Below are 23,141 nucleotides of genomic sequence, written 5' to 3'. Positions count from 1 at the left end.
GTTATTCGGCCGGCACCCGCCGGCCGGCAAGCTCCGCCCCGGCCTCGCGCGACAGTCGCATGAAGGGGATCGCGGCGAGCATCGTCACGAGGCCGACCGCCAGAAACGCAACCGAGAAGTCTTTGAGCGTCGCATGGCCCGTCCCGTTGAGGACGATGCCGGCCTCGAGGATGCCGCCGGCGGTCGCGACGCCGCCCGCGATCGCGACCTGCTGGAAGGCGGCGAGCATCGAGGTGGCATCCCCGGAGCGGTTCTGCGGCACGTCGGCGAAGGCGATCGTGTTGGTGCCGGTGAAGAACATCGAGCGGAAGAACCCGCCGATCAGCATCAACCCGATCAGGACCGCGATGGGCACCACCGGCCGATAGAAGGCGATCGCCCCGATCAGCGCGCCGCCGACCAGCGCCGAGAGAACGAGGGTCGGGCGGAAGCCGAAGCGCTTGAGGATCGGCTTGATCAAGGCTTTGGTGGTCATCGCGCCGCCGATCGAGACGGCGCTGACGAGGCCCGACTGGAAGGCCGAGTAGCCGAAGCCGAGCTGCAGCATCAGCGGAAACAGGAAGGGCGTCGCGCCGGCGCCGATCCGGAACAGCGAGCCGCCGATCACCGAGGCACGCAGCGTCGCGATCCGCAGAAGGTCGAGCCGCACGACCGGGTGCTCGGTCCGGCGCGAATGCCGGATGTAGAGCACGGCGAAGACGGCGCCGATCACGGTCGTCGCCAGCCCGACCGCCGGGGGCAGGGCGGGCAGCGACACAACCGACAGGCCGAACACGACGCCGGCGCAGGCAAGGCCCGACAGTGCGAAGCCGAACCAGTCGAAGGTGACGTCGCGCATCGGCTCGACCCGCGGCAGGAAGCGCTGCGCGAGCGCCATGCCGACGAAGCCGACCGGGATGTTGATGAAGAAGATCCAGCGCCAGTCGGCATAGGTGGAGATGAAGCCGCCGAGCGGCGGGCCGATCAGCGGGCCGACGAGGGCCGGCATCGTGAACCAGGCCATGGCGCTGACGAGATCGGAGCGCGGCACGGCCCGCACGAGGAGCAGGCGCCCGACCGGCGTCATCATCGCCCCGCCCATCCCCTGCACGAAGCGCGCCAACACGAAGCCTTCGAGCGACGAGGCGAAGCCGCAGGCGAGCGAGCCCGCAAGGAAGACGCCGATCGCGGTCTGGAACACGGGCTTGGCGCCGAACCGGTCGGCCATGCGTCCCGAGATCGGAATGAACACCGCGAGCGCCACGTAGTAGCTGGTGAGCGCGAGTTTCAGCGCGATCGGGCTGGTCCCGATGTCGCGGGCGATCGTGGCGAGCGAAGTCGCGATCACCGTCGAATCGATGTTCTCCATGAACAGGGCGACGGCAAGGACGAGGGGAACGATACGCTTCACGAGAAGCCCCGGACGTCGGAGGTTGGACGGATCGCGCGGGATATAAGGCGAACTTAGAGACGGGGCCAGCGGCCGGGGGCCGCGGTTCGCCGCTTCGGCGCCGTTTCAGCCTTGTGGAGGCGGCCCTCGCGCCCATGTTCACGTTTGTCCCGCACCCCAAGATCGAACGTGAGGTTCATCCGATGCCCGACGTCTTCGAAGTCAATCGCCGCAACGCGCTGCTCCTCGCCGCCGGCGGCGTCGCCGGAACGCTGGGCAGCCGTCCGGCCGCTGCGCAAGGATCGACCATGGAAACCACGAGCGACACCCATCCGCTTGCGCCCGGCTGGCGGCGCTTCAAGATCGGCGACGCCGAGGTCACGGTGATCCTCGACGGCATCCGGCCCGGCGAGGGGCCGTTCCCGACCTTCGGCGAGGACCAGAGCCAGGAGGCGGTCGGCGCTCTGATGCAGGAAAACCTGCTGCCGCCGCAGCGCTTCGTCAATTTCTTCCAGCCGGTGGTGATCCGCATCGGCGACGAGCTGGTGCTGGTCGACACCGGCATGGGCGCCAACGGCCGCGCCAACGGCATGGGCCTCCTCACCCAGCGCATGGGACAGGCGGGCCTGTCGCCGAGCGATGTCACGCAGGTGGTGCTGACCCATCTTCACGGCGACCACATCGGCGGCCTGATGGAGAACGGCGCACCGGTCTTCGCCAACGCGCGCTATGCGATCGGCCGCACTGAAATGGAGTTCTGGACCTCGGACGAGGCCAAGAACGGCTCGCGCGCCGACAACGCCAAGGCCGTCGAGGCGATGGTCGTGCCGCTGAAGGACAAGACGACGCTGCTGGGCGACGGCGATCAGGTCGTGCCGGGCCTCACCGCCCGCGCGGCCTTCGGCCATACGCCGGGCATGATGGCGTTCGAGCTGTCGTCGGCCGGCGCGCGTCTTTTCCTGATGGCGGACACGTTCAGCCAGTTCGTCGTCTCCTTTCAGAAGCCGGACTGGCAGGTCCGCTTCGACCAGGACAAGACGGCCGCCGCGCAGACGCGCCGGCAGTACGCCGCGATGCTGGCCGACCAGAAGCTGCCGCTCCTCGGCTACCACCTGCCGTTCCCGGGCCTTGGCTATGTCGAAAAGGACGGCGACGCCTTCCGCTTCGTGCCGGAGACCTACCAGCTTCTGGCGGGCGGCTGAGCCGCGGGGGCTTCGGCTTTTCTTTGACGGGGCCTCGTGCTACGAGCCCGTGCCAATCCTCATAACGCCGGCGCCCCCAAGGGGCGCCTGCATTCATTTTAAGGACTGGCCATGGCCCGCATCATCGAGACCGCGACCGGCACGCTCGCACTGACCTTCGACGACGTGCTGCTGCAACCCGGCCATTCCGAGGTCATGCCGGGCCAGGTCGACGTGAAGACGCGCATCACGCGCAGCCTTCACCTCAACATCCCGATCCTTTCGGCGGCGATGGACACGGTCACTGAGTCGCGCCTCGCGATCGCGATGGCGCAGGCGGGCGGCATCGGCGTGATCCACCGCAACCTCACCCCGGCCGAGCAGGCCGAGGAGGTGCGGCAGGTCAAGAAGTTCGAGTCCGGCATGGTTGTGAACCCGGTCACGATCGGCCCCGACGCGACGCTCGGCGACGCGCGCGCCCTGATGCAGGCGCATCGCATCTCCGGCATTCCGGTGGTCGAGAACGCCGGGCGCGGCGGCCAGACGAAGGGGCGCCTCGTCGGCATCCTGACCAACCGCGACGTGCGCTTCGCCTCCGACGACCGCCAGAAGATCTTCGAGCTGATGACGCGCGAGAACCTTGTCACCGTGCGTGAGAACGTCGATCAGAGCGAGGCCAAGCGCCTCCTTCACAAGCACCGCATAGAGAAGCTCCTCGTGGTGGACGGCGAGGGCCACTGCATCGGCCTCATCACCGTCAAGGACATCGAGAAGTCGCAGCTGAACCCGAATGCGGCGAAGGACGCGCAGGGACGCCTGCTGGCGGCCGCCGCGATCAGCGTCGGCGACGACGGGTTCGAGCGCGCCGAGCGCCTGATCGAAGCGGGCATCGACCTCATCGTGGTCGACACTGCGCACGGTCATTCGCAGCGCGTCCTCGACGCCGTGACGCGCGTCAAGAAGCTGTCCAACGAGGTCCAGGTCATCGCCGGCAACGTGGCGACGCCGGGCGGCGCGCAGGCGCTGATCGATGCGGGCGCCGACGGCATCAAGGTCGGCATCGGGCCAGGCTCGATCTGCACGACGCGCATCGTGGCGGGCGTCGGCGTGCCGCAGCTGTCGGCCGTGATGGACTCCGTCGCCGTGGCCGAGAAGTCCGGCGTGCCGGTGATCGCGGACGGCGGCATCAAGTATTCCGGCGATCTCGCCAAGGCCTTGGCGGCCGGCGCTTCGGCGGTGATGGTCGGCTCGCTTCTCGCCGGCACCGAGGAAAGCCCCGGCGAGGTGTATCTCCATCAGGGCCGCTCCTTCAAAGCCTATCGCGGCATGGGTTCGGTCGGGGCGATGGCCCGCGGCTCGGCCGACCGCTACTTCCAGGCCGAGGTGCGCGACACGCTGAAGCTTGTTCCCGAGGGCATCGAGGGGCAGGTCGCCTACAAGGGCGCCGTCGGCGCGGTCCTGCATCAGCTGACCGGCGGCCTTCGCGCCGCCATGGGTTATACGGGCGCGGCGACGCTCGAGGAGTTCCGCGACAAGGCGACCTTCGTGCGCATCTCCAACGCAGGGCTTCGTGAGAGCCATGCGCACGACGTCACGATCACCCGCGAGAGCCCGAACTACCCGGGCTTCGGCGCCTGAGCCTCGAAGAGGCAGGCGCGGATGATCTCGGCCAGCCGCTCGAAGTCCGAGCGGCGGCCTGACGACGAACGATAGGCGAGAACGAGCGTCCGTGAGGGCGCGGGCTCCCGGAACGGCAGGAAGGCGATGCCGCCGGCCCGCCCTTCCGCTTCCACGGCGGAGGCCGGCGCGAGCGTGACGCCGAGCCCGCCCGCGACCATGCGCATCAACGTGTTGAGGCTGGTCGCGCCGAGGCTCGCCAGATCGCGCGCCTCGGCGATGCGGCAGACGTCGAGCGCCTGGTCGCGCAGGCAATGCCCCTCTTCCAGAAGGATCAGCCGCTCGCCGCCGAGCGCGTCGGGCGACACGGGCGAGGGAATGCGCGCGGCGGCGGTTTCCGGCACCGCCAAGAGGAACGGCTCGTCACCAAGACGGATCGTCTCGACCCCCTTCCGCTCCACCGGCAGCGCTTGGACCATGCAGTCGAGCTCGCCGCGCGACAACTCGTCGGCGAGCTGCGCCGTGACGTTCTCGCGAACGCCGACCGCAAGGCGCGGAAACGATCGTGTCAGTTCGGCCAGCAGCCCCGGCAGGAGATAGGGGGCGAGCGAGGCGATGATGCCGAGCCGAAGCTGCCCGACGAGAAGCTCGTCGCCGGCCCGCGCGAGCGCCTCGAGATCGCGAACCTCGGCGAGGATTCGCCGCACGCGGCGCGCCACCGTATCGCCCTCCGGCGTCAGCGAAACCCCGCTCGGCCGTCGCTCGAAGAGGGTCGCGCCGAAGTCCGCTTCCATCTGCGCGATCTGCGCCGATAGCGCCGGCTGCGAAATGTTGAGGCGCTTGGCCGCCCGCCCGAAATGCAGCGTCTCGGCGAGGGCCTCGAAATAGCGGAACTGGCGGAACGTGAACATCGCGATCGGATAAACTGATCGGGAGGCCGGGTAAATACGATTGGAAACTATCGCGGGAATCGGATTGGAATGGCTCCAACTTCAGATCACGGAGGTTTCCATGACCGACAGACCACGGCTCACGACGACGGCGGGCGCTCCGCTCTCCTCGAACCAGAACTCGAAGACCGTCGGCCGCAATGGACCGGTGCTGCTCGAGGACTACCAGCTGATCGAGAAGCTGGCGCACCAGAACCGCGAGCGGGTTCCCGAGCGCGTCGTCCATGCCAAGGGCTGGGGCGCCTTCGGCACGCTGACCGTGACCGAGGACATCACGCGCTACAGCCGGGCCAAGGTGTTCGCCAAGGTCGGCGGCAAGACCGAGATGCTGGCGCGCTTCTCGACGGTGGCCGGCGAGCAGGGGGCGGCGGATGCCGAGCGCGACGTGCGCGGCTTCTCGCTGAAGTTCTACACCGAGGAAGGCAACTGGGACGTCGTCGGCAACAACACGCCGGTGTTCTTCGTCGCCGACCCCTACAAGTTCCCCGACTTCATCCACACGCAGAAGCGCCACCCGCGCACCAACCTGCGCTCGGCGACCGCCATGTGGGACTTCTGGTCGCTCTGCCCGGAGTCGCTGCATCAGATCACGATCCTGATGTCCGACCGCGGCATTCCGGTCGATCCGTCCCGCATGAACGGCTACGGCTCGCACACGTTCTCGTTCTGGAACGACGGCGGCGAGCGCTTCTGGGTGAAGTTCCACTTCAAGACGAAGCAGGGCCACAAGACCTTCACCAACGAAGAGGCCGAGAAGGTCATCGCCAAGTCGCGCGAGAGCTATCAGGAAGCGCTCTACGGCATGATCGAGGCCGGTCATTTCCCGAAGTGGGACTTCTTCGTGCAGGTCATGCCGGAGATGGAAGCCGAGGACTTCGAGAAGAAGACCGGCTGGAGCGCGTTCGACCTGACCAAAGTCTGGCCACACGGCATGTACCCGCTGATCAAGGTCGGCGAGTTCGAGCTGAACCGCAACCCGGACAACTACTTCACCGACATCGAGCAGTCGGCCTTCAATCCGTCCAACGTGGTGCCGGGCATCGGCTTCTCGCCGGACAAGATGCTGCAGGGCCGCCTGTTCTCGTATCCGGACGCGCACCGCTACCGCATCGGCGTCCACTACGAGTCGCTGGAGGTCAACAAGCCGCGCTCGCCGGTGAACCACTACAACCGCGACGGCTCGATGCCCTTCGGCCTGCGCACCAACCCGGACGCCTACTACGAGCCCAACTCGTTCGGCGGCCCGGTCGAGGATCCGAGCGTCGAGGAGCCGCCGCACCGCTACTCCGGCCAGGTCGGCCGCTACGAGTATCGCGGCGAGGCGGATCACTACTCGCAGCCCCGCGCGCTGTTCGAAATGTTCGACGATGCTCACAAGGAGCGCCTGTTCAAGACGATCGCCGGCGCGATGCAGGGCGTGCCGCAGTTCATCGTCGACCGCCAGCTCGGCCACTTCGACAAGGTGCACGCCGACTACGGCGCCGGCATCCGCCGGGCGCTCGCCGCGCAGCAGCGTGACGACGCGCAGGCGAGCCTGACCACCAGCCACTCGGCGGAAGCGGCCGAGTAAGGCTACTCGGCCTGCCAAGGTCGATGTGTTGGATGACGGAGTATCGTTGAGCAGCGCACCGGCATTCTGCCAAGCGCTCACTCCGCTTTGCTTCTTCCTGATACCTGTTCTGGTTGTGGAAGGGGCAAGGCGGATATGGGCTTTCCGCAGGCTGTGGTGGGTTGTCGCCGCGTCCTACGTGATCACGCCCATCACATTGTTTCTCATCCAGCCAGATTTCGTTCAGGGTGGCTTGGTCGGTGACGCGTGGGTTGGCGCACCGTGGTATTTTTCCTCCCTATGGGAAATCCTGATCGGTTTGTGCGTGCCTTCGCTGCTGGTCCTCGTGCACCGCACCGTTTGGCCGGACTTGGCCTAGGGGGAGAGCGGACCCCAAGCGTCGGCGGACGTTCAGCACTGACTTGCGAAGGGCTGGGAGTGATCCCGGCCCTTTTCGCGTCGGGACGCCGGCTTGTGATCGGTGGGCCGACGCACTACCAAGCCGGAAGCAAACGGAGACGAGGTGTCATGCGGCTTGGCGGGCGGATCGCGGCGGCGGTCGAGGTGTTGGACGACATGGCTTCGCGCCGTCGCCCGGTGGCCGACGCGCTCAAGGACTGGGGCCTGTCCCACCGCTTCGCGGGCTCCGGCGACCGTTCGGCGATCGGCAACCTCGTCTATGATGTCCTGCGCCGCCGCCGCTCGCTCGAATTCCGCATGGGCACGAAGGCGACCGCGCCGCTCGTCTTCGGCGCCTTTCTCGATTCGTCGGGCATGGCCGTTGCCGATCTTCGCGCAACGCTCCACGGCGACCGCTTCGCGCCGCCGCTGCCCGACGACGAGGTGGTGAAGGGCTTCCGCGGGAAGGGGCTCGAGGGCGCCGAACCCGCGGCGGCCGCCGATGTGCCGGACTGGCTGGCAGGACCGCTCGAGGCCGCGCTGGGGCCTGACTGGGTCGCCGAGGCGTGGGCGCTGTCCGACCGGCCGCCGCTCGACATGCGCGTCAACACGCTGAAATCGACGCGCGCCGAGGTCGAGGCCGAACTCGCGCCCTTCGCGCCCGAGCCGACGCCGCTCTCGCCGGTCGGCCTGCGTATCGCGCCGATCGAAGGGGAGGGGCGGCATCCCAACGTGCAGGTCGAGCGCGGCTTCCAGCAGGGCGCGTTCGAGATCCAGGACGAAGGCTCCCAGATCGCGGCGCTCCTGTGCGGCGTGCGGCCGGGCGAGCGCGTTCTGGACTATTGCGCCGGGGCGGGCGGCAAGACGCTGGCGCTCGCTGCCGCCTCGGACAATCAGGCGGAAATCCATGCCTTCGATGCCGACCGCCAGCGCCTTGCGCCGATCTGGGATCGCCTCGCGCGGGCCGGCGCCGACGCGGTGACGGTCCACGCCCCGCGCGACGATCTCTCGTCGCTGGAAGGCACGATGGACCTCGTGGTGGTCGACGCGCCCTGTACGGGAGCGGGCACCTGGCGCCGCAGGCCGGACGCGAAATGGCGGCTCACCGAAGCGCAGCTCACCAAGCGCACCACAGAGCAGGACAAGGTGCTGGATGCCGCCGCGCGCTTCGCCAAGCCCGGCGCCCGGCTCGCCTACATCACATGTTCCGTCCTGCGGCCGGAGAATGCGGACCGCGTCGAGGCGTTTCTCGGCCGCACGCCCGGCTGGCGGCTGGTGGATGGCGCGGCGGTCTGGTCGGAGCGCCTGCCGGGCGCGCCGACCGCCTACCTCATCGAGCGGATCGGCGCAGGATCGGTCCTGACGCTGACGCCGCGGCGCTCCGGCACCGACGGTTTCTTCTTCGCGCTTCTGGAGCGGACATCGTGATGCGCTGGGTGAGCCTTCTCGTCTTCCTTGCGATTTCACTCGGCGGCGGCCTTCTCGTCGGCGCCAGCAACATGCCGGACGACTGGTATCGCCATCTCGCCAAGCCCTGGTTCAATCCGCCCAACTGGGTCTTCGGGCCGGTGTGGACGGTGCTCTACGTGCTGATCGCGGTCGCGGGCTGGCGCGCCTATCAGGCCGGCAACCGGCGGGCGCTGGTCGCCTGGGTCGTCCAGATGGCGCTGAACTTCCTCTGGTCGCCGCTCTTCTTCAGCGCCCATGCGATCCTGCCGGCGCTGGTGGTCATCCTCGGGATGCTCGCGGCGATCCTGACGTTTCTCGCACGCACCGGCGCGCGCGACCGCGTCGCCTTCTGGTGCTTCGTGCCCTACGCGGTGTGGGTCTCCTACGCGACGCTTCTCAACGCCGCGATCTGGAGGCTGAACGGGTGACGGGAGAGACGGGGATCGAAACCTTCGGCGGCCGGCGCGTCCTCTTCGTGATGGCCGCGCCCGCCGAATACGGCCCGGCGCTACGCGCCCGCATCCGGCCTCTGATGACCGGCATCGGGCCGATCGAGGCGGCCGTCGCCGTCGCCTCGACGCTGGCTATGCTCAAGCTTCGCAGCGAGTTGCCGGACCTCGTCGTCTCGCTCGGCTCGGCCGGATCGGCAAGGCTTGAGCAGGGCGCGATCTACCAGGCGTCCCACGTTTCATGGCGCGACATCGACGCCAGCGCGCTCGGTTTTCCCAAGGGGGCGACGCCGCATCTCGACATGCCGGTGGAGATGCCGCTGGAGACGCCCATTCCCGGCGTGCCGACCGCGCGTCTCTCCACTGGCGCCGACGTCGTCAGCGGCGCGGCCTATCGCGGGATCGACGCCGACATGGTCGACATGGAGACCTTCGCGATCCTGCGCGCCTGCCAGAGGCATGCGATCCCGCTCGTCGGCCTGCGCGGCATTTCCGACGGCGCGGCCGAACTCCACCGCTTCGACGACTGGACCGCCCTCCTGCCGATGATCGACGAGCGGCTGGCCGCGACGCTCGACCGGCTCGCGGACGCGTTGCAGACCCCGGCCTCTTGATTTCCGACGCTGCCTGACTAGAAGTCCGCCATGACCCAGCACCCCGACAATATCCTCATCGTCGATTTCGGCTCCCAGGTGACGCAGCTCATTGCGCGTCGCGTGCGCGAGGCCGGCGTCTATTCCGAGATCGTGCCGTTCCAGTCGGCGGAAGAGGGCTTCCGGCGGCTGAAGCCGCGCGCCGTGATCCTGTCCGGCTCGCCGGCCTCGACCACGGAGGAGAACAGCCCGCGCGCGCCGCAGGTCATCTTCGATGCGGGCGTGCCGGTGCTCGGCATCTGCTACGGCCAGCAGACGATGTGCGCGCAGCTCGGCGGCAAGATCGAAGGCGGGCTGCACCGCGAGTTCGGCCGCGCCTTCCTCGAGGTGCAGAAGGGCTCCCCGCTCTTCGACGGCATCTGGGCCGAGGGTACGCGCCATCAGGTCTGGATGAGCCACGGCGACCGCGTGACCGCGCTGCCCAAGGGCTTCGAGATCGTCGCGACCTCGCCGGGCGCGCCGTTCGCCGCCATCGCCGACGAGGCGCGTCGCTTCTACGGCGTGCAGTTCCACCCCGAGGTCGTTCACACGCCGGACGGCGCCAAGCTGATCTCGAACTTCGTCCACCGCATCGCGGGCCTGCCCGGCGACTGGACCATGGCGGCCTTCCGCAGCCAGGCGGTCGAGGAGATCCGCGCCAAGGTCGGCAGCGCCAAGGTCATCTGCGGCCTGTCGGGCGGCGTCGATTCCTCGGTCGCGGCTCTCCTGATCCACGAGGCGATCGGCGACCAGCTGACCTGCATCTTCGTCGACCACGGCCTCCTGCGCATGGGCGAGGCGGAAGAGGTCGTCGGCATGTTCCGCGACCACTACAACATCCCCCTCGTCCACGTGCAGGCGCAGGACCTCTTCATCGGCGCGCTGGAAGGCGAGTTGGACCCGGAGGTGAAGCGCAAGACCATCGGGCGCCTGTTCATCGAGACCTTCGAGGCGGAGGCCGCCAAGGTCGGCGGCGCCGAGTTCCTGGCCCAGGGGACACTCTATCCCGACGTGATCGAGAGCGTGTCCTTTACCGGCGGCCCGTCGGTGACGATCAAGTCGCACCACAATGTGGGCGGTCTCCCCGAGCGCATGAACATGAAGCTGGTGGAGCCGCTGCGCGAGCTTTTCAAGGACGAGGTGCGCGAGCTCGGCCGCGAGCTCGGTTTGCCCGACCGCTTCGTCGGCCGGCATCCGTTCCCGGGGCCGGGCCTTGCCATCCGCTGCCCCGGCGGCGTGACGCGCGAGAAGCTCGACATCCTGCGCCAGGCGGATGCGATCTATCTCGACGAGATCCGCAAGGCGGGGCTCTACGACGCGATCTGGCAGGCCTTCGCCGTGCTCCTGCCGGTCCAGACGGTCGGCGTGATGGGTGACGGACGCACCTACGAGTTCGTCTGCGCGCTGCGCGCCGTGACCTCGGTCGACGGCATGACGGCCGATTTCTACCCCTACGACATGGAATTCCTCGGCAACGCCGCGACGCGCATCATCAACGAGGTGCGCGGCATCAACCGCGTGGTCTACGACATCACCTCGAAGCCGCCGGGCACGATCGAATGGGAATGATCCCGCCGCGCGGGACATGCCGAGCATGAGACGAGGGGTCGTTGCCGAAGGGCGGCGGCCCCTTTCTCTTGGCCGCACGAAACACTTGGCGACCCGCAGGGCTCAAATGTTCGTCAATCTTTGCAGGATACAACTTTGAGGAACGGGAGGATGTCGGGTCCCGCGACCCTGAACGCCTCGATCGGCATGCAGACTGTGCAGGGGACGTGAGAGAGCCATGATGCCGCAAGAACTTGCTACCGAGATCGACGCCGACGCGTTCGCGATGCCGTCGGCCGCGGCGCATGGCGAGGTGACGCTGGCGCCGGTTCTCGACCTGCTGGCGGCCAAGCCGCTCCACGCCGAACTTCTGCGCCTGCGCGGCGATACGATCATCGTCGACGGCTCGCAGGTCGAGCGCATCGGTGCGCAGTGCGCCGCCATCCTGCTCTCGGCCGCGCGCAGCTGGGAATCCGATGGCCAGGAATTCAGCCTGGTCAACCCTTCGGACGCTCTCAGCCGCGGTCTCGAACTTCTCGGCATCGGGCTCCACGAGGTCGGCGGCATCGCCCCGGACTTCGGCGACATCGAGGCCTGACGCCACTGCCTTCCGACCGGCCGGCCCAGCGGACGCAACGCATCTTCGAGCCAGGGAACAGACCAACATGAGCAAGTCGCACGAGGCGGAGCGCGCACGCGAACTGATCGCCTTTCGCGTCGCCGACCAGGAGTTCTGCGTCGACATCACGTCGGTGCGCGAGATCCGCGGCTTTGCGGCGGCGACGCCGCTGCCGCACACGCCGGGCTTCGTGACCGGCGTCATCAACCTGCGCGGCGCGGTGCTGCCGATCGTTGATCTGTCGCTGCGCCTCGGCTTCGGTCCGACGGAGCCGACGGCCCGCTCGGTCATCATCGTCGTCATGGTCGGCAACCAGCTCGTCGGCCTCCTCGTCGATGCGGTGTCGGACATCCTGACCGTGGTGGACGAGAACCTGCAGCCGACGCCGGACCTCGCGTCCGAGATCGCCCGCAGCTTCGTGCGCGGCGTCATCGCGCTGGAAGGCCGCATGATCTCGCTCATCAGCCCGGAGAGCGTCCTGCCGCCGTCGGCAGAGAACCTCGCGGCCTGAGGCGCGCGGAACAGGGCTCGGGAGGCCATCCATGTCGCGTATCCTGCCGGGCACCGCCGCGCAGTCCGGGACGGTCCAGCCGACCGGCGAGTTCGAGCTGACGCAGAAGGACTTCCTGCGCATCGCCAAGATCCTCTACGAGGATTCCGGCATCGCGCTTCCCGACAGCAAGATGGCGCTGGTCTATTCGCGCCTCGCCAAGCGCCTGCGCGCGCTCGGCATGCAGAGCTTCCGCCAGTACTGCGAGCACGTCTCGGGCTCGGAGGGCGTCGGCGAGCGCATGACGATGCTGGCGGCGCTCACCACCAACGTCACGCATTTCTTCCGCGAGATGCACCATTTCGACCATCTGCGGACCGACCTCCTGCCACCGCTGCTCGAGGCGGCGAAGCGGGGCGGGCGGGTTCGCATCTGGTCGGCCGGCTGTTCCAACGGGCATGAGCCCTATTCGATCGCGCTCACCATCCTCGGGATGATGCCGGACGCGGCGAACTACGACATCCGCATCCTCGCCTCCGACATCGATCCGAACGTCGTCGCCTTCGGTCGCGCCGGCATCTACGACGACGCCGCCGTCCAGCCGGTGCCGATGGAGCTGCGCCGCCGCTGGTTCCAGCGCAGCGGCAACGGTCACTCGGTCAGCGAGGAGATGCGCACGCTGGTCTCCTTCCGGGAGCTCAACCTCATCGGCGAATGGCCGATGAAGAACGGCTTCCAGGCGATCTTCTGCCGTAACGTGACGATCTACTTCGACGAGCCGACGCGCCAGAAGATCTGGAGCCGGTTCATGAAGTACCTCGAGCCCGCCGGCGTCCTCTACATCGGCCATTCCGAGCGCCTCACGGGATCGGCGTCCGACCAGCTCTCCCTCGTGGGAACGACCACGTATCGCCGGACCTGACACGCGTTTCGTCGGTCCGCTCACGCTTTCAGGCCGCGAGCACAGTTCCATGTCCACCACGCGAGTTCTCGTCGTCGACGATTCCGCCACCATGCGCGCCCTGATCCGGCATTCGCTGGCCGCGGACCCGCAAATCGAGATCGTCGGCGAGGCGGCCGATCCGATGCAGGCGCGCCAGGCGATCAAGGCGCTCGACCCCGACGTCGTCACGCTCGACATCGAGATGCCGGGCATGAACGGGCTCGAGTTCCTCGACAAGATCATGCGGCTGCGGCCGACCCCGGTGATCATGGTCTCGACCCTGACGCAGCCGGGGCAGGCGGCGACGATCGAGGCGCTGCGCCTCGGCGCCTTCGAATGCGTCGCCAAGCCGAACGGCATGGGCGGGCGCGATACGCTGGCGCAGCTTCCGGCGCTGGTGCACGAGGCCAAGCGCGCCAAGACGCAGATCGCGGGGAGCCGCGACCGTCAGATTTCGGCGCCCCAGACCGCCCATCACGACTGGCCCGACCTCATCGGCATCGGCTCGTCGACGGGCGGCGTCGAGGTGCTGATCGCGCTGCTCGCGCAGTTTCCCGCAGACACGCCGCCGGTCCTCATCGTCCAGCACCTGCCGGCGACCTTCACGGCGTCTTTCGCGGCCCGTCTCGACCGCGCCTCGCCGGCTCATGTGGTGGAAGCGCGCTCGGGCGAGCCGATCCTGCCGGGTCATGTCTATCTCGCGCCCGGCGGTCGCCATCTCAGCGTCCGGCGCAGCGGCGCGAAGCTGATCACGGCGCTGAGCGACGAGGACCCGGTGCAGGGGCACCGGCCGTCCGTCGACGTCCTGTTCCATTCGATCGCCAAGGTCTGCGAGGGCCGGGTGACGGGTGCGATCCTGACCGGCATGGGCCGCGACGGGGCGGACGGGCTTCTCGCCATGCGCCGGAGGGGCTTCCGCACGCTCGCCCAGGACGAGGCGACCTCGCTCGTCTACGGCATGCCGCGCGTCGCCTGGGAGATCGGGGCCGCCGAGAAGCGCGTGCCGATCGGCGGCATGGCCAAGGCGATCTTCCACTGAAGCAAGCTAGGCTTCGCTTTGAATGAATCCTTCAGTTTTCTACGAGATGATCAATCTCGGAATTTTCGAACAGGGAACGGCGTGCCATGAGTTTCGTACAGCATCTCAAAGTGATGATCGTTGACGACCATCGGACCAGCCGCCTCCTGATCTACGAGGCGTTGACGCAACTCGGCATCACGCAGGTCGTCTACGCCGTGGACGGCGAGCAGGCGCTGAAGCAGATGATGGCGACGCCCTGCCATATCGTCATCTCCGACTTCAACATGCCCAAGCTCGACGGTATCCAGCTCCTCAAGGCGCTGCGCTCCTACGGGCCGACGAAGAAGACGCCGTTCTTCATCCTCACCGGCAAGGGCGACCGCGCGCTGGTGCAGCAGGCGGCCGCGGCCGGCGCCAACAACATCCTCGCCAAGCCCATCACGGTCCCCGTGCTGCGCAAGACCCTCGAAGCGGTGCTCGGTCCCCTGCAATGAGCTTGACGTCGCTCTCCCCCGCGTCCGCACCGTCGGACCGCCTGCGTATCAACCTGATCCAGGGGGAGGCCCAGGTCGACGACCGGCCCAACGTCGTGTTCACCACGCTTCTGGGCTCGTGCATCGCCGCCTGCATCCGCGACCCCGGCGCCGGGGTCGGGGGCATGAACCACTTCCTCCTCCCGGGCGACGGCATGGGGTCGTCGTCGACGAGCATGCAGTCCTACGGGCTCTACCTGATGGAGCTTCTCGTCAACGGTCTCCTCAAGAAGGGCGCGCGCAAGCATGCGCTCGAGGCCAAGCTCTTCGGCGGCGCGCGCACGATGGTCGGCCTTTCCGATATCGGCGCCAAGAACGCGAGCTTCGCCAAGCGCTTCCTGGAGCTCGAGGGCATCTCCTATGTCGGCGGCAGCCTCGGCGGCACGCAGGGGCGGCGCATCGAGTTCTGGCCGGTCAGCGGCCGTGCGAGGCAGATCCTGATGGAGCCGAGCGACAAGGCCATGCCGAAGATCATGGCGCCCCCGCCCGTCGCGGCGCCCGCCTCCGGCGGCGATCTCGAACTCTTCTGAGGACCTGGCCGGCATGACCGGAAGTGCGATGTCCGCCCACCTCCTTCTGGACCGCCTCGCGGACGAACTGGCCCGGCTCACCGCCGCCGCGACGCGCCTCGAAGGGCTGATCGCGCCAAACGCCTTCGGTCCCGACGCGATGATCCTGGCGCAGAGCCACGATCTCCTCAGCCAGACGATCGCCGAACTCGAGGGCTTCGTGCGCAACAGCGCGCCTGCCTTCGCAGGCGGCCCGGACTGCGAGCTTCAGGGTCAGCTGTCGGCGATCCGCCTCTCGGCGCTCGCCACGCGCCTCTGCGGCCTGACGGAAGCCGAGGCGCAGTCGGGCGATCTCGACCTCTTCTAGCCCCCGGCAGAAACGAAGTCCCAAATCCACCGTGTCAACGTCGGACTTGTTCACGAAGAAGAAATTTCTGCAGACTACAGTAAACCCAGGATACCGATTTCAGAAAGGAACCGGTCGTGAAGACGATCTTGACCGTAGACGACTCGAGGACGATGCGCGACATGCTGCGGGCGGCGCTCGCGGGCGCCGGCTTCGACGTGGTGCAGGCAGAAGATGGCGTCCACGGCCTGGAGGTTCTGGCCGGCTGCGATCCCGATGTGATCGTGACCGACGTCAACATGCCCCGCATGGACGGCCTCACCTTCATCGAGCAGCTGCGCGCCAACGCCGACAAGCGGGCGATCCCGGTGCTCGTGCTGACCACCGAGAACGACGCCCAGAAGAAGGCCCGCGCCAAGGCCGCCGGCGCCACCGGCTGGATCGTCAAGCCGTTCGATCCGAAGAAGCTCGTCGACGCCATCAATCGCGTCGCCCCTTAAGTTTCAACCGCCCGCCGCACCCCGTTCGAAGCCGCAGTCAAGGGACCCGTCCATGGACACGATGGCCGCCATTCGCGCCACCTTCTTCGAGGAGTGCGCCGAGCAGCTCCAGGAACTGGAGGCGGGCCTTCTCGCCATGGAAGGCGGCCAGACGGACTCCGAAACGGTCAATGCCGTCTTCCGCGCCGTGCATTCGATCAAGGGCGGCGCCGGTGCCTTCAACCTTGATGCGCTGGTGCAGTTCGCACATGCCTTCGAGACGGTGCTTGACCTCGTGCGCTCCGAGCGGCTCGAGGCCGACCAGGGCGTGGTCCGGGTGCTCCTGCGCTCGGCCGACGTCCTGACCGACCTCGTCACCGCCGCCCGCGACGGCGGAACGGTGGACCCTGCCCGTCCGCAGGCGCTGATGGCCGAACTTTCGGTTCTCGCCGGCGGCGGCGGCCATGCGGCGGCGGCACCCGCGCAGCAGGCGCCGGTCGCGGTCGCCATGCCCGTCGAGGAAGAGATCGACTTCGTTCCCGTCGCCGTCGACTTCAGCGACATGTTCGCGGCGGCCGGTCAGGAGGTGACCTTCCGCGTCCGCGTCCAGCCGAAGCCCTCGCTCTACGAGCACGCCAACGACGCCGCGCGTCTCATCCGCGAGACGATGGCGCTCGGCACCGGCTCGGTCACCTGCCATTCCGACGAACTGCCCGACCTTGCCGAGCTCGAGCCGGAGGGCGCTGCCCTGTCCTGGACGCTCGAGATCACGACCGCCGCCGGCGAGTCCGCGATCCACGAGATCTACGAGTTCGTCGAGGGCGACTGCGACATCACCGTCGAGCGCGTCGACGACGAGGCCCCCCAGCTCAGCGCCGAGGATCTCGACGCCCAGATGGCTGTGCTTCTCGGCTCGATCGGGGGAGGGGCCTCCGTCCCTTTCGCCGATGAGCCTGCCGAGGCGGAACCGCTCGAGCAGGCTCGCCCCAACGTCGTCGCGCTGACGCCTCCCGTCCCGTCCGCGGCCCCCGCGGCCGCCGCCGCTCCGGCGCCGGCCGCGAGCACCGACGGTGGCGCCGACAAGGGCACGCCGGCTGGTCCGGTCCCGACGATCCGCGTCGATCTCGAACGCGTCGATCGCCTGATCGACCTCGTCGGCGAGCTTGTTATCCATCAGGTGATGCTCTCGCAGCGCGTGATGCAGGCGGGCCTGACCCGCGCATCCGACATCGCCATCGGCCTCGACGAGCTCGAGCAGCTGACCCGCGAGATGCAGGACAGCGTTATGGCGATCCGCGCACAGCCCGTGAAGTCGGTGTTCCAGAAGCTGCCGCGCCTCGTGCGCGAGGTGGCCGAGCGCACCGGCAAGAGCGTCCGGCTGGTGACGGAAGGCGAGTACACCGAGGTCGACAAGACCGTCATCGAGCGCCTGTCCGACCCGCTCACCCACATGATCCGCAATGCGATCGACCACGGGCTGGAAACGCCCGAGGGCCGCATCGCCGCCGGCAAGCCGACCGAGGGCGTCGTGCGCGTCGCCGCGATGCACCGTTCGGGACGCATCGTGATCGAGATCTCCGACGACGGTGCGGGCATCAACCGCAAGGCCGTCTTCGACATCGCCGTCGCCAAGGGCCTCGTGCCGGCCGACGCGCAGCTGTCGGACGACGAACTCGACAACCTCGTCTTCCTGCCGGGCTTCTCGACCAAGAAGGAAGTTTCCGAGCTTTCGGGCCGCGGCGTCGGGATGGACGTCGTCAAGCGCTCGATCCAGGCGCTCGGCGGCCGCGTGTCGATCACCTCGCGCCCCGGCAAGGGCTCGCTCTTCTCCATGAGCCTGCCGCTCACGCTGGCGGTCCTCGACGGCATGATCGTCTCGTGCGGCGAGCACACGCTCGTCGTGCCGATGACCGCGATCATCGAGACGCTGCGCCCGAAGCAGAACGAGGTGAAGCCCTTCGGCGGCGACCAGCGCGTCATCAACGTGCGCGACAGCTTCCTGCCGCTGATCGACGTGTCGCGCCAGCTCGGCTACCGCCGCGACGCGACCGACGCGATGGCGGGCGTCGCGATCCTCGTCGAGGCCGAGAACGGCCAGCGCTCGGCGCTCCTCGTCGACAGCATCCAGGGCCAGCGCCAGGTCGTCATCAAGAGCCTCGAGGCGAACTACGGCCGCGTCGCCGGCATCGCCGCCGCAACGATCCTCGGCGACGGCCGCGTGGCGCTCATCCTCGACATCGACGCGGTCGCCGCCTCTACCCGCTTCGAGAACGGCATCGCCGCGATGGCCGCCGAATAGCCGGCGTCACAAGACGGGACGACCCCAAACACGCGACGCCGCCGGCTCCCACCGGCGGCGTCTTTGCGTTCCATGCGCGCGGCGCCACTGTCAGGACCGCACCGAAGGACGAATCCTGTCATCCAACTGTCGGTCCTCCGACGTCTTCAGAATTTGCTATCGATTGGCGTGCTTATCTTCTGGGCAACCTGACCCGGACGGCGGCATCGATGGCTCGCTCCGGGGTGTCGTTTCCTCGTATCGAGTCGCGCCCGATGAAGCTGTCCAACATTTCGATCGGCAAGAAGATCATGGCGAGCTTTGCTGCCATGGTCGTCGGGTCCGCCATCATGGGCACCGTGGTCTACGGCACCATGACCTCGATCGAGGACGCGCGTCAGTCGCGCCTCCTCGTGGCGGACAGCATCAACGACGCGATGCTCATGCGCTTCCTTGTCACCCGGCAGGAAAACTCGGCGCGTGGCTATATCCTGCTGCCGTCCGACGAGATGGCCCAGAAGGTCGCCAAGCACTACGCGAACTTCAAGAAGACCGCGGCCGAACTCGATGCGACGGCGCTCGATCCGGCCGTCAAGCAGAAGCTTCGTGATGCCTCGGCCGGCATGGACGTCTGGCAGAAGGAGATCGCACAGGTCGCCCTGAAGCTCGCCTCGGACCCGGCGACGATCGCACAGGCCGGGCCGTTCATGCGCTCCGACAAGGCCGACGCGCTGATCGACCCGATCGAAACCAATATCGATGCGGCTGTCGACACCTTGAGGACGCAGGCGGCCTTGCTTGCCGACGTGCAGCAGAACGCCTACGGGCAGGGGATCGTGCAGATCCTCGTGGCCATCGGTCTGCTTCTCGGCGCTGCCTGCCTTCTGGGATGGATGCTGATCCGCACGATCGCCACGCCCGTCGCGCGTCTTCGCAAGGTGATGGGCGAACTCGCCAAGGGCCAGCGCGACGTCGCCGTCCCTTCGCTCGACCGGGGCGACGAGATCGGCCAGATGGCCGGCACGGTAGAGACCTTCCGCCAAGCCGCCGTGGAGCAGGCTCGCCTGGAAGCCGAGGCGTCGGCCCTTCGCGCCTCGCAAACGGCCGAGCGCGAGCGCGTCGCCGCGGCCGAGCGCGCCTCGAAGGCCGAGCTTCAGGCCTTCGTCGACAGCGTGCAGGCTGGCTTCTCGCGCCTGTCGGACGGCGACCTGACGGTGCGCCTCGACCAGCCGGTCGCCGACCGCTACCAGCCGATCCGCAATCAGTTCAACACCTCGGTGGAACGCCTCGAAGGCGCGATGGGCTCGGTCGTCAACGCGATCGGTTCGCTGCGCACGGGCCTCGGCGAGATCAACGCCGCCTCCAACGACCTGTCGCAGCGCACCGAGCAGCAGGCGGCCAGCCTCGAGGAGACCGTCGCCGCGCTCGCCGAGGTGACGCGCGCCGTGGACGAGACGGCGCAAGGAGCCGGCCGCGCGCTGACCTCGGCCGAAAGCGCCAACCGCAATGCCGCCAAGGGCGGTGAGATCGTGGGCCGCGCGATCACCGCGATGCGCGCGATCGAAGAATCGTCGGAAAAGATCGGCCGCATCATCGGCGTCATCGACGAGATCGCCTTCCAGACGAACCTTCTCGCGCTCAACGCCGGCGTCGAAGCCGCGCGTGCCGGCGAGGCCGGACGTGGCTTTGCCGTCGTCGCGCAGGAGGTCCGGGGTCTTGCCCAGCGTTCGGCGGAAGCCGCCAAGGAAATCAAGGACCTCATCTCGGCGTCGGGCGCGCAGGTGGAAGCGGGCGTCGAGCTCGTAACGGCGTCGGGCCGCAGTCTCGACGAGATCATCGCCGAGGTCGGCGAGGTCAGCCGCACGGTCGCGGAGATCGCGACGCGCACGCGCGAGCAGGCCATCTCCCTGAAGGAAGTGAAGACCGCCGCCGACCAGATGGACAAGGTGACCCAGCAGAACGCCGCGATGGTCGAGCAGGCGACCGCCGCTGCGCAGACGCTCGCCACCGAGACCGATGAGCTCGCCCGTCTCATCGGCGAGTTCAAGCTGTTCTCCTCGCAGGGCCATGCCACGCAGCTCCAGCGCGCGGTCCGCCGCGAGGCGCCGCGCGCCGCGCCGGTCACCACCGCCCGCCCGGTCGTCCAGATGCGCAGCCAGGGACGGGGCGGCGCTGCGGCCGCGCATGCGGCCTCAGCCTCGGCCGACGACTGGGAAGAGTTCTGATTACCGGCGGCCCTGCCGCCAACGCCGGACCGATACAAGAGCGCGGAGCCTCGAGCCCCGCGCTCTTTTGCGTATGCAGCGCGACCTGACACCGCCAACCTGACGCCTTGTCGTATGCCGCGCCTGAGCGCGGCGAATGGCGGAAAACGGCCCGCGCCATGCCCATGGCTTCCTTCGCGGGGAAAAATCGTTCAAAAGCGCAGGCCTATCCGGCCCGGCCATGCCGGCCACCCGATCCAGCGCCAAGGTTGAGCGTCCATGAGCAATGACACATTCGTTCGCGAGGTGAACGAGGAGCTTCGTCAGGAGCGTGTCCGCGCGTTGTGGATCCGCTACGGCACGGCCGCCGTGATCGTCTCGGTCCTGATCGTGCTCGGCGTTGCCGGCTATGTCCTCTGGCAGCGCTACCAAGCGGGCGTCGCGGCCGCCGACGGCGACCGCCTGCTTCAGGCGACCGCACTTTATTCCGAGGGCAAGACGCAGGAGGCGGACGCCGTTCTCGACGGCCTCGCGCAGAACGGCGTCAACGCCTATCCGGCGCTCGCCCGCATGCGCTTGGCCGAAGCGCGCGAGGCGGACGATCCGGCGGCAGCCGTCGCCGCGTTCGACGAGGTGGCCAACACCAACGGCGCCCCGCAGGGCCTGCGCGACATGGCTGCCGTGCGCGCCGCCTACATCCTCGTCGACCACGGCTCGCTGGCGGACGTTCGCGCCCGCGTCGAACGACTGACCGGCGACGCCGAACCGCTGCGCTTCCCCGCGCGCGAGGCGCTCGGCCTGGCCGCCTGGAAGGCCGGCGACATCGAGACCGCCCGCACGATGTTCGACCAGCTGCAGGAAGACCTCAGCGCCCCGAACGGCATCCGCCGCCGCGCCGGCCTGATGCAGGAGCTGATCGCCGCCTCGACGCCTGCCGCGCCCGCAGCCGCGCCGGCCGCGCCCGTCACCGAAACACCCGCAGCGGCTCCGACCGCGCCCGCCGCTCCCGCGACGCCGGCCCCCGCGGCGCCGGCCGAGACGCCCGCGCCGACGACGCCTGCCCAGCCCCCGGCCTGACGGGAGCCACGAGGACAACCATGGTCACCATCGCCATCATCGGTCGGCCGAACGTCGGCAAGTCCACCCTGTTCAACCGCCTGGTCGGGCGCAAGCTCGCGCTGGTGGACGACCGGCCTGGCGTCACGCGCGACCGGCGCGAGGGCGAGGCGCGCCTCCTCGACCTCGACTTCCGCGTGATCGACACGGCCGGTCTCGAGGAGGCAGGCGCCGACACGCTGGAAGGGCGCATGCGCGCCCAGACCGAACTGGCGATCCAGGATGCCGACCTGTCGCTCTTCGTGGTCGACGCCAAGGCCGGCGTCACGCCGCAGGACGAGACGTTCGGCGATCTCCTGCGCCGCCGCGGCAAGCCGGTCATCCTCGTTGCCAACAAGTCCGAGGCGCGGGGCTCCGACACCGGCTTCTACGACGCCTTCTCGCTCGGCCTCGGCCAGCCCTGCGCCATCTCGGCCGAGCACGGCGAGGGCATGGGCGACCTGCGCGACGCGATCGTCGAGGTGCTGGGCATCGAAGCCTTCGAAGATCCGGACGCCGCCGATGCCGATCCGGAAGCCGAGATCGAGTTCGACGAGGACGGCGAGCCGATCGAGCGCTACGACGCGACGAAGCCGCTCAACATCGCGATCGTCGGTCGCCCAAACGCCGGCAAGTCGACGCTGGTCAACCGTTTCCTCGGCGAGGACCGCCTCTTGACGGGCCCCGAGGCCGGCATCACGCGCGATTCGATCTCGGTCGAGTGGGAGTGGCGCGGCCGCCGCGTGAAGATGTTCGACACGGCCGGCATGCGCCGCCGGGCGCGCGTGCAGGAGAAGCTGGAGAAGCTGTCCGTCGCCGACGCGCTGCGCGCCATCCGCTTCGCCGAGGTCGTCGTGATCGTCTTCGACGTGACGATCCCCTTCGAGAAGCAGGACCTCACGCTGGTCGATCTCATCGCCCGCGAGGGCCGAGCGCCGGTTCTCGCCTTCAACAAGTGGGACCTCGTCGAGGACCGGCAGGCGGTGCTGGCGGACCTGCGCGAGAAGACCGAGCGCCTCCTGCCGCAGGTGCGTGGCGTCAAGGCCGTCACCGTCGCGGGCGCGACGGGCGAGGGGCTCGACCGCCTGATGAAGGCGATCACCGAGACCCACGAGACCTGGAACCGGCGCGTCTCCACCGCCAAGCTCAACCAGTGGCTGGAGCGCATGGTCTCGCACCATCCGCCCCCGGCGGTCTCGGGCCGGCGCGTCAACATCAAGTACATGACGCAGATCAAGACGCGCCCGCCGACCTTCATCCTCCACACCTCGCGCCCCGAGGCCGTCGGCACCGCCTACACGCGCTACCTCGTCAACGGCCTGCGCGAGCAGTTCGGCCTCGCCGGCATCCCGATCCGCATGACGATGCGAAAGTCCGACAACCCCTACGCCCACAAGGCCAAGAAGTTCTGACGGGCGGGGCGGCGCCGGCCGCTCCGCCGGCTCATTAACCCTCCGATAAGGTTAATGAGCGATGATCGT

At 68.4% G+C, this 23,141-nt stretch carries 22 protein-coding genes; 20 read left to right on the top strand and 2 right to left on the bottom strand.

Going from position 1 to position 23,141, the window contains the following annotated elements:
• Nucleotide 1 precedes the first annotated feature (1 nt).
• Nucleotides 2-1,390, bottom strand: a complete 1,389-nt coding sequence (locus BM175_RS02280; protein WP_090958593.1) for an MFS transporter — start codon at nt 1,388-1,390, stop codon at nt 2-4.
• Nucleotides 1,391-1,572: 182 nt separating this feature from the next.
• Between BM175_RS02280 and BM175_RS02275 the strand changes: the two genes are divergently transcribed.
• Complete coding sequence (locus tag BM175_RS02275) at nt 1,573-2,571, top strand: MBL fold metallo-hydrolase (RefSeq protein WP_090959148.1); 999 nt, start codon at nt 1,573-1,575, stop codon at nt 2,569-2,571.
• Between the two features lie 111 nt (nt 2,572-2,682).
• The gene (gene guaB / locus BM175_RS02270) at nt 2,683-4,188 is read left to right on the top strand and encodes an IMP dehydrogenase (protein ID WP_090958591.1); all 1,506 of its coding nucleotides are present in this window, start codon (nt 2,683-2,685) and stop codon (nt 4,186-4,188) included.
• On the opposite strand, the gene BM175_RS02265 is transcribed toward guaB, so the two are convergent.
• Nucleotides 4,167-5,078 carry a LysR substrate-binding domain-containing protein gene (locus tag BM175_RS02265; RefSeq protein ID WP_090958587.1) on the bottom strand — a complete coding sequence of 304 codons (912 nt, stop codon included), beginning with the start codon at nt 5,076-5,078 and terminating at the stop codon, nt 4,167-4,169. The two genes, guaB and BM175_RS02265, sit on opposite strands and share 22 nt — an antisense overlap.
• Nucleotides 5,079-5,178: 100 nt before the next feature.
• Here BM175_RS02265 and BM175_RS02260 point away from each other — a divergent pair, with 100 nt between their 5' ends.
• The 18 genes from BM175_RS02260 to der all read left to right on the top strand — a co-directional run bounded on the left by BM175_RS02260 (nt 5,179) and on the right by der (nt 23,072).
• A complete protein-coding gene (locus BM175_RS02260) occupies nt 5,179-6,687 on the top strand; it encodes a catalase (RefSeq protein WP_090959145.1) in 1,509 nt (502 codons plus the stop codon).
• Nucleotides 6,688-6,733: 46 nt separating this feature from the next.
• Entirely contained in the window at nt 6,734-7,045 is a 312-nt protein-coding gene (locus BM175_RS02255; protein WP_090958584.1) for a hypothetical protein, read from the top strand.
• Nucleotides 7,046-7,194: 149 nt separating this feature from the next.
• A complete protein-coding gene (locus BM175_RS02250) occupies nt 7,195-8,493 on the top strand; it encodes an RsmB/NOP family class I SAM-dependent RNA methyltransferase (protein ID WP_090958581.1) in 1,299 nt (432 codons plus the stop codon).
• Nucleotides 8,493-8,942, top strand: coding sequence for a TspO/MBR family protein (locus BM175_RS02245; protein ID WP_055888579.1), 450 nt, complete (start codon nt 8,493-8,495; stop codon nt 8,940-8,942). The genes BM175_RS02250 and BM175_RS02245 overlap by 1 nt, the downstream gene beginning before the upstream one ends.
• Nucleotides 8,939-9,577: a 5'-methylthioadenosine/S-adenosylhomocysteine nucleosidase gene (locus tag BM175_RS02240; RefSeq protein WP_280141066.1), complete on the top strand. Its 639-nt coding sequence runs from the start codon at nt 8,939-8,941 to the stop codon at nt 9,575-9,577. Before BM175_RS02245 ends, BM175_RS02240 begins: the two co-directional genes overlap by 4 nt.
• A gap of 30 nt (nt 9,578-9,607) precedes the next feature.
• Nucleotides 9,608-11,164 carry a glutamine-hydrolyzing GMP synthase gene (gene guaA, locus BM175_RS02235; RefSeq protein WP_090958578.1) on the top strand — a complete coding sequence of 519 codons (1,557 nt, stop codon included), beginning with the start codon at nt 9,608-9,610 and terminating at the stop codon, nt 11,162-11,164.
• Nucleotides 11,165-11,381: 217 nt separating this feature from the next.
• On the top strand, nt 11,382-11,741 hold the full coding sequence (locus BM175_RS02230) for an STAS domain-containing protein (RefSeq protein ID WP_210185757.1): 360 nt from the start codon (nt 11,382-11,384) through the stop codon (nt 11,739-11,741).
• A gap of 67 nt (nt 11,742-11,808) precedes the next feature.
• Nucleotides 11,809-12,273: a chemotaxis protein CheW gene (locus tag BM175_RS02225; RefSeq protein WP_055888575.1), complete on the top strand. Its 465-nt coding sequence runs from the start codon at nt 11,809-11,811 to the stop codon at nt 12,271-12,273.
• A gap of 31 nt (nt 12,274-12,304) precedes the next feature.
• Nucleotides 12,305-13,174: a CheR family methyltransferase gene (locus BM175_RS02220; RefSeq protein WP_090958576.1), complete on the top strand. Its 870-nt coding sequence runs from the start codon at nt 12,305-12,307 to the stop codon at nt 13,172-13,174.
• Nucleotides 13,175-13,223: 49 nt separating this feature from the next.
• Nucleotides 13,224-14,234, top strand: a complete 1,011-nt coding sequence (locus BM175_RS02215; RefSeq protein WP_090958573.1) for a protein-glutamate methylesterase/protein-glutamine glutaminase — start codon at nt 13,224-13,226, stop codon at nt 14,232-14,234.
• Nucleotides 14,235-14,320: 86 nt separating this feature from the next.
• Complete coding sequence (locus tag BM175_RS02210; RefSeq protein ID WP_055888569.1) at nt 14,321-14,710, top strand: response regulator; 390 nt, start codon at nt 14,321-14,323, stop codon at nt 14,708-14,710.
• Entirely contained in the window at nt 14,707-15,279 is a 573-nt protein-coding gene (locus tag BM175_RS02205; RefSeq protein WP_090958570.1) for a chemotaxis protein CheD, read from the top strand. Before BM175_RS02210 ends, BM175_RS02205 begins: the two co-directional genes overlap by 4 nt.
• A 28-nt stretch (nt 15,280-15,307) precedes the next feature.
• A complete protein-coding gene (locus BM175_RS02200; protein ID WP_090958567.1) occupies nt 15,308-15,625 on the top strand; it encodes a hypothetical protein in 318 nt (105 codons plus the stop codon).
• 116 nt (nt 15,626-15,741) lie between these two features.
• Nucleotides 15,742-16,104, top strand: coding sequence for a response regulator (locus BM175_RS02195; protein ID WP_280137626.1), 363 nt, complete (start codon nt 15,742-15,744; stop codon nt 16,102-16,104).
• A 52-nt stretch (nt 16,105-16,156) separates the two neighbouring features.
• Entirely contained in the window at nt 16,157-18,382 is a 2,226-nt protein-coding gene (locus BM175_RS02190; protein ID WP_090958564.1) for a chemotaxis protein CheA, read from the top strand.
• A 254-nt stretch (nt 18,383-18,636) separates the two neighbouring features.
• Complete coding sequence (locus BM175_RS02185; protein ID WP_090959136.1) at nt 18,637-20,586, top strand: methyl-accepting chemotaxis protein; 1,950 nt, start codon at nt 18,637-18,639, stop codon at nt 20,584-20,586.
• A 258-nt stretch (nt 20,587-20,844) separates the two neighbouring features.
• Nucleotides 20,845-21,642, top strand: coding sequence for a tetratricopeptide repeat protein (locus BM175_RS02180; protein WP_090958562.1), 798 nt, complete (start codon nt 20,845-20,847; stop codon nt 21,640-21,642).
• A gap of 20 nt (nt 21,643-21,662) precedes the next feature.
• Nucleotides 21,663-23,072: a ribosome biogenesis GTPase Der gene (der, locus tag BM175_RS02175; protein WP_090958559.1), complete on the top strand. Its 1,410-nt coding sequence runs from the start codon at nt 21,663-21,665 to the stop codon at nt 23,070-23,072.
• The last annotated feature ends 69 nt before the right edge of the window (nt 23,073-23,141 follow it).

It is taken from the genome of Aureimonas phyllosphaerae (assembly GCF_900113065.1).
Lineage (GTDB): Bacteria > Pseudomonadota > Alphaproteobacteria > Rhizobiales > Rhizobiaceae > Aureimonas > Aureimonas phyllosphaerae.
The sequence above is the reverse complement of the archived record's forward strand: the minus strand, read 5'-3'. Positions and strand labels throughout refer to the sequence as shown.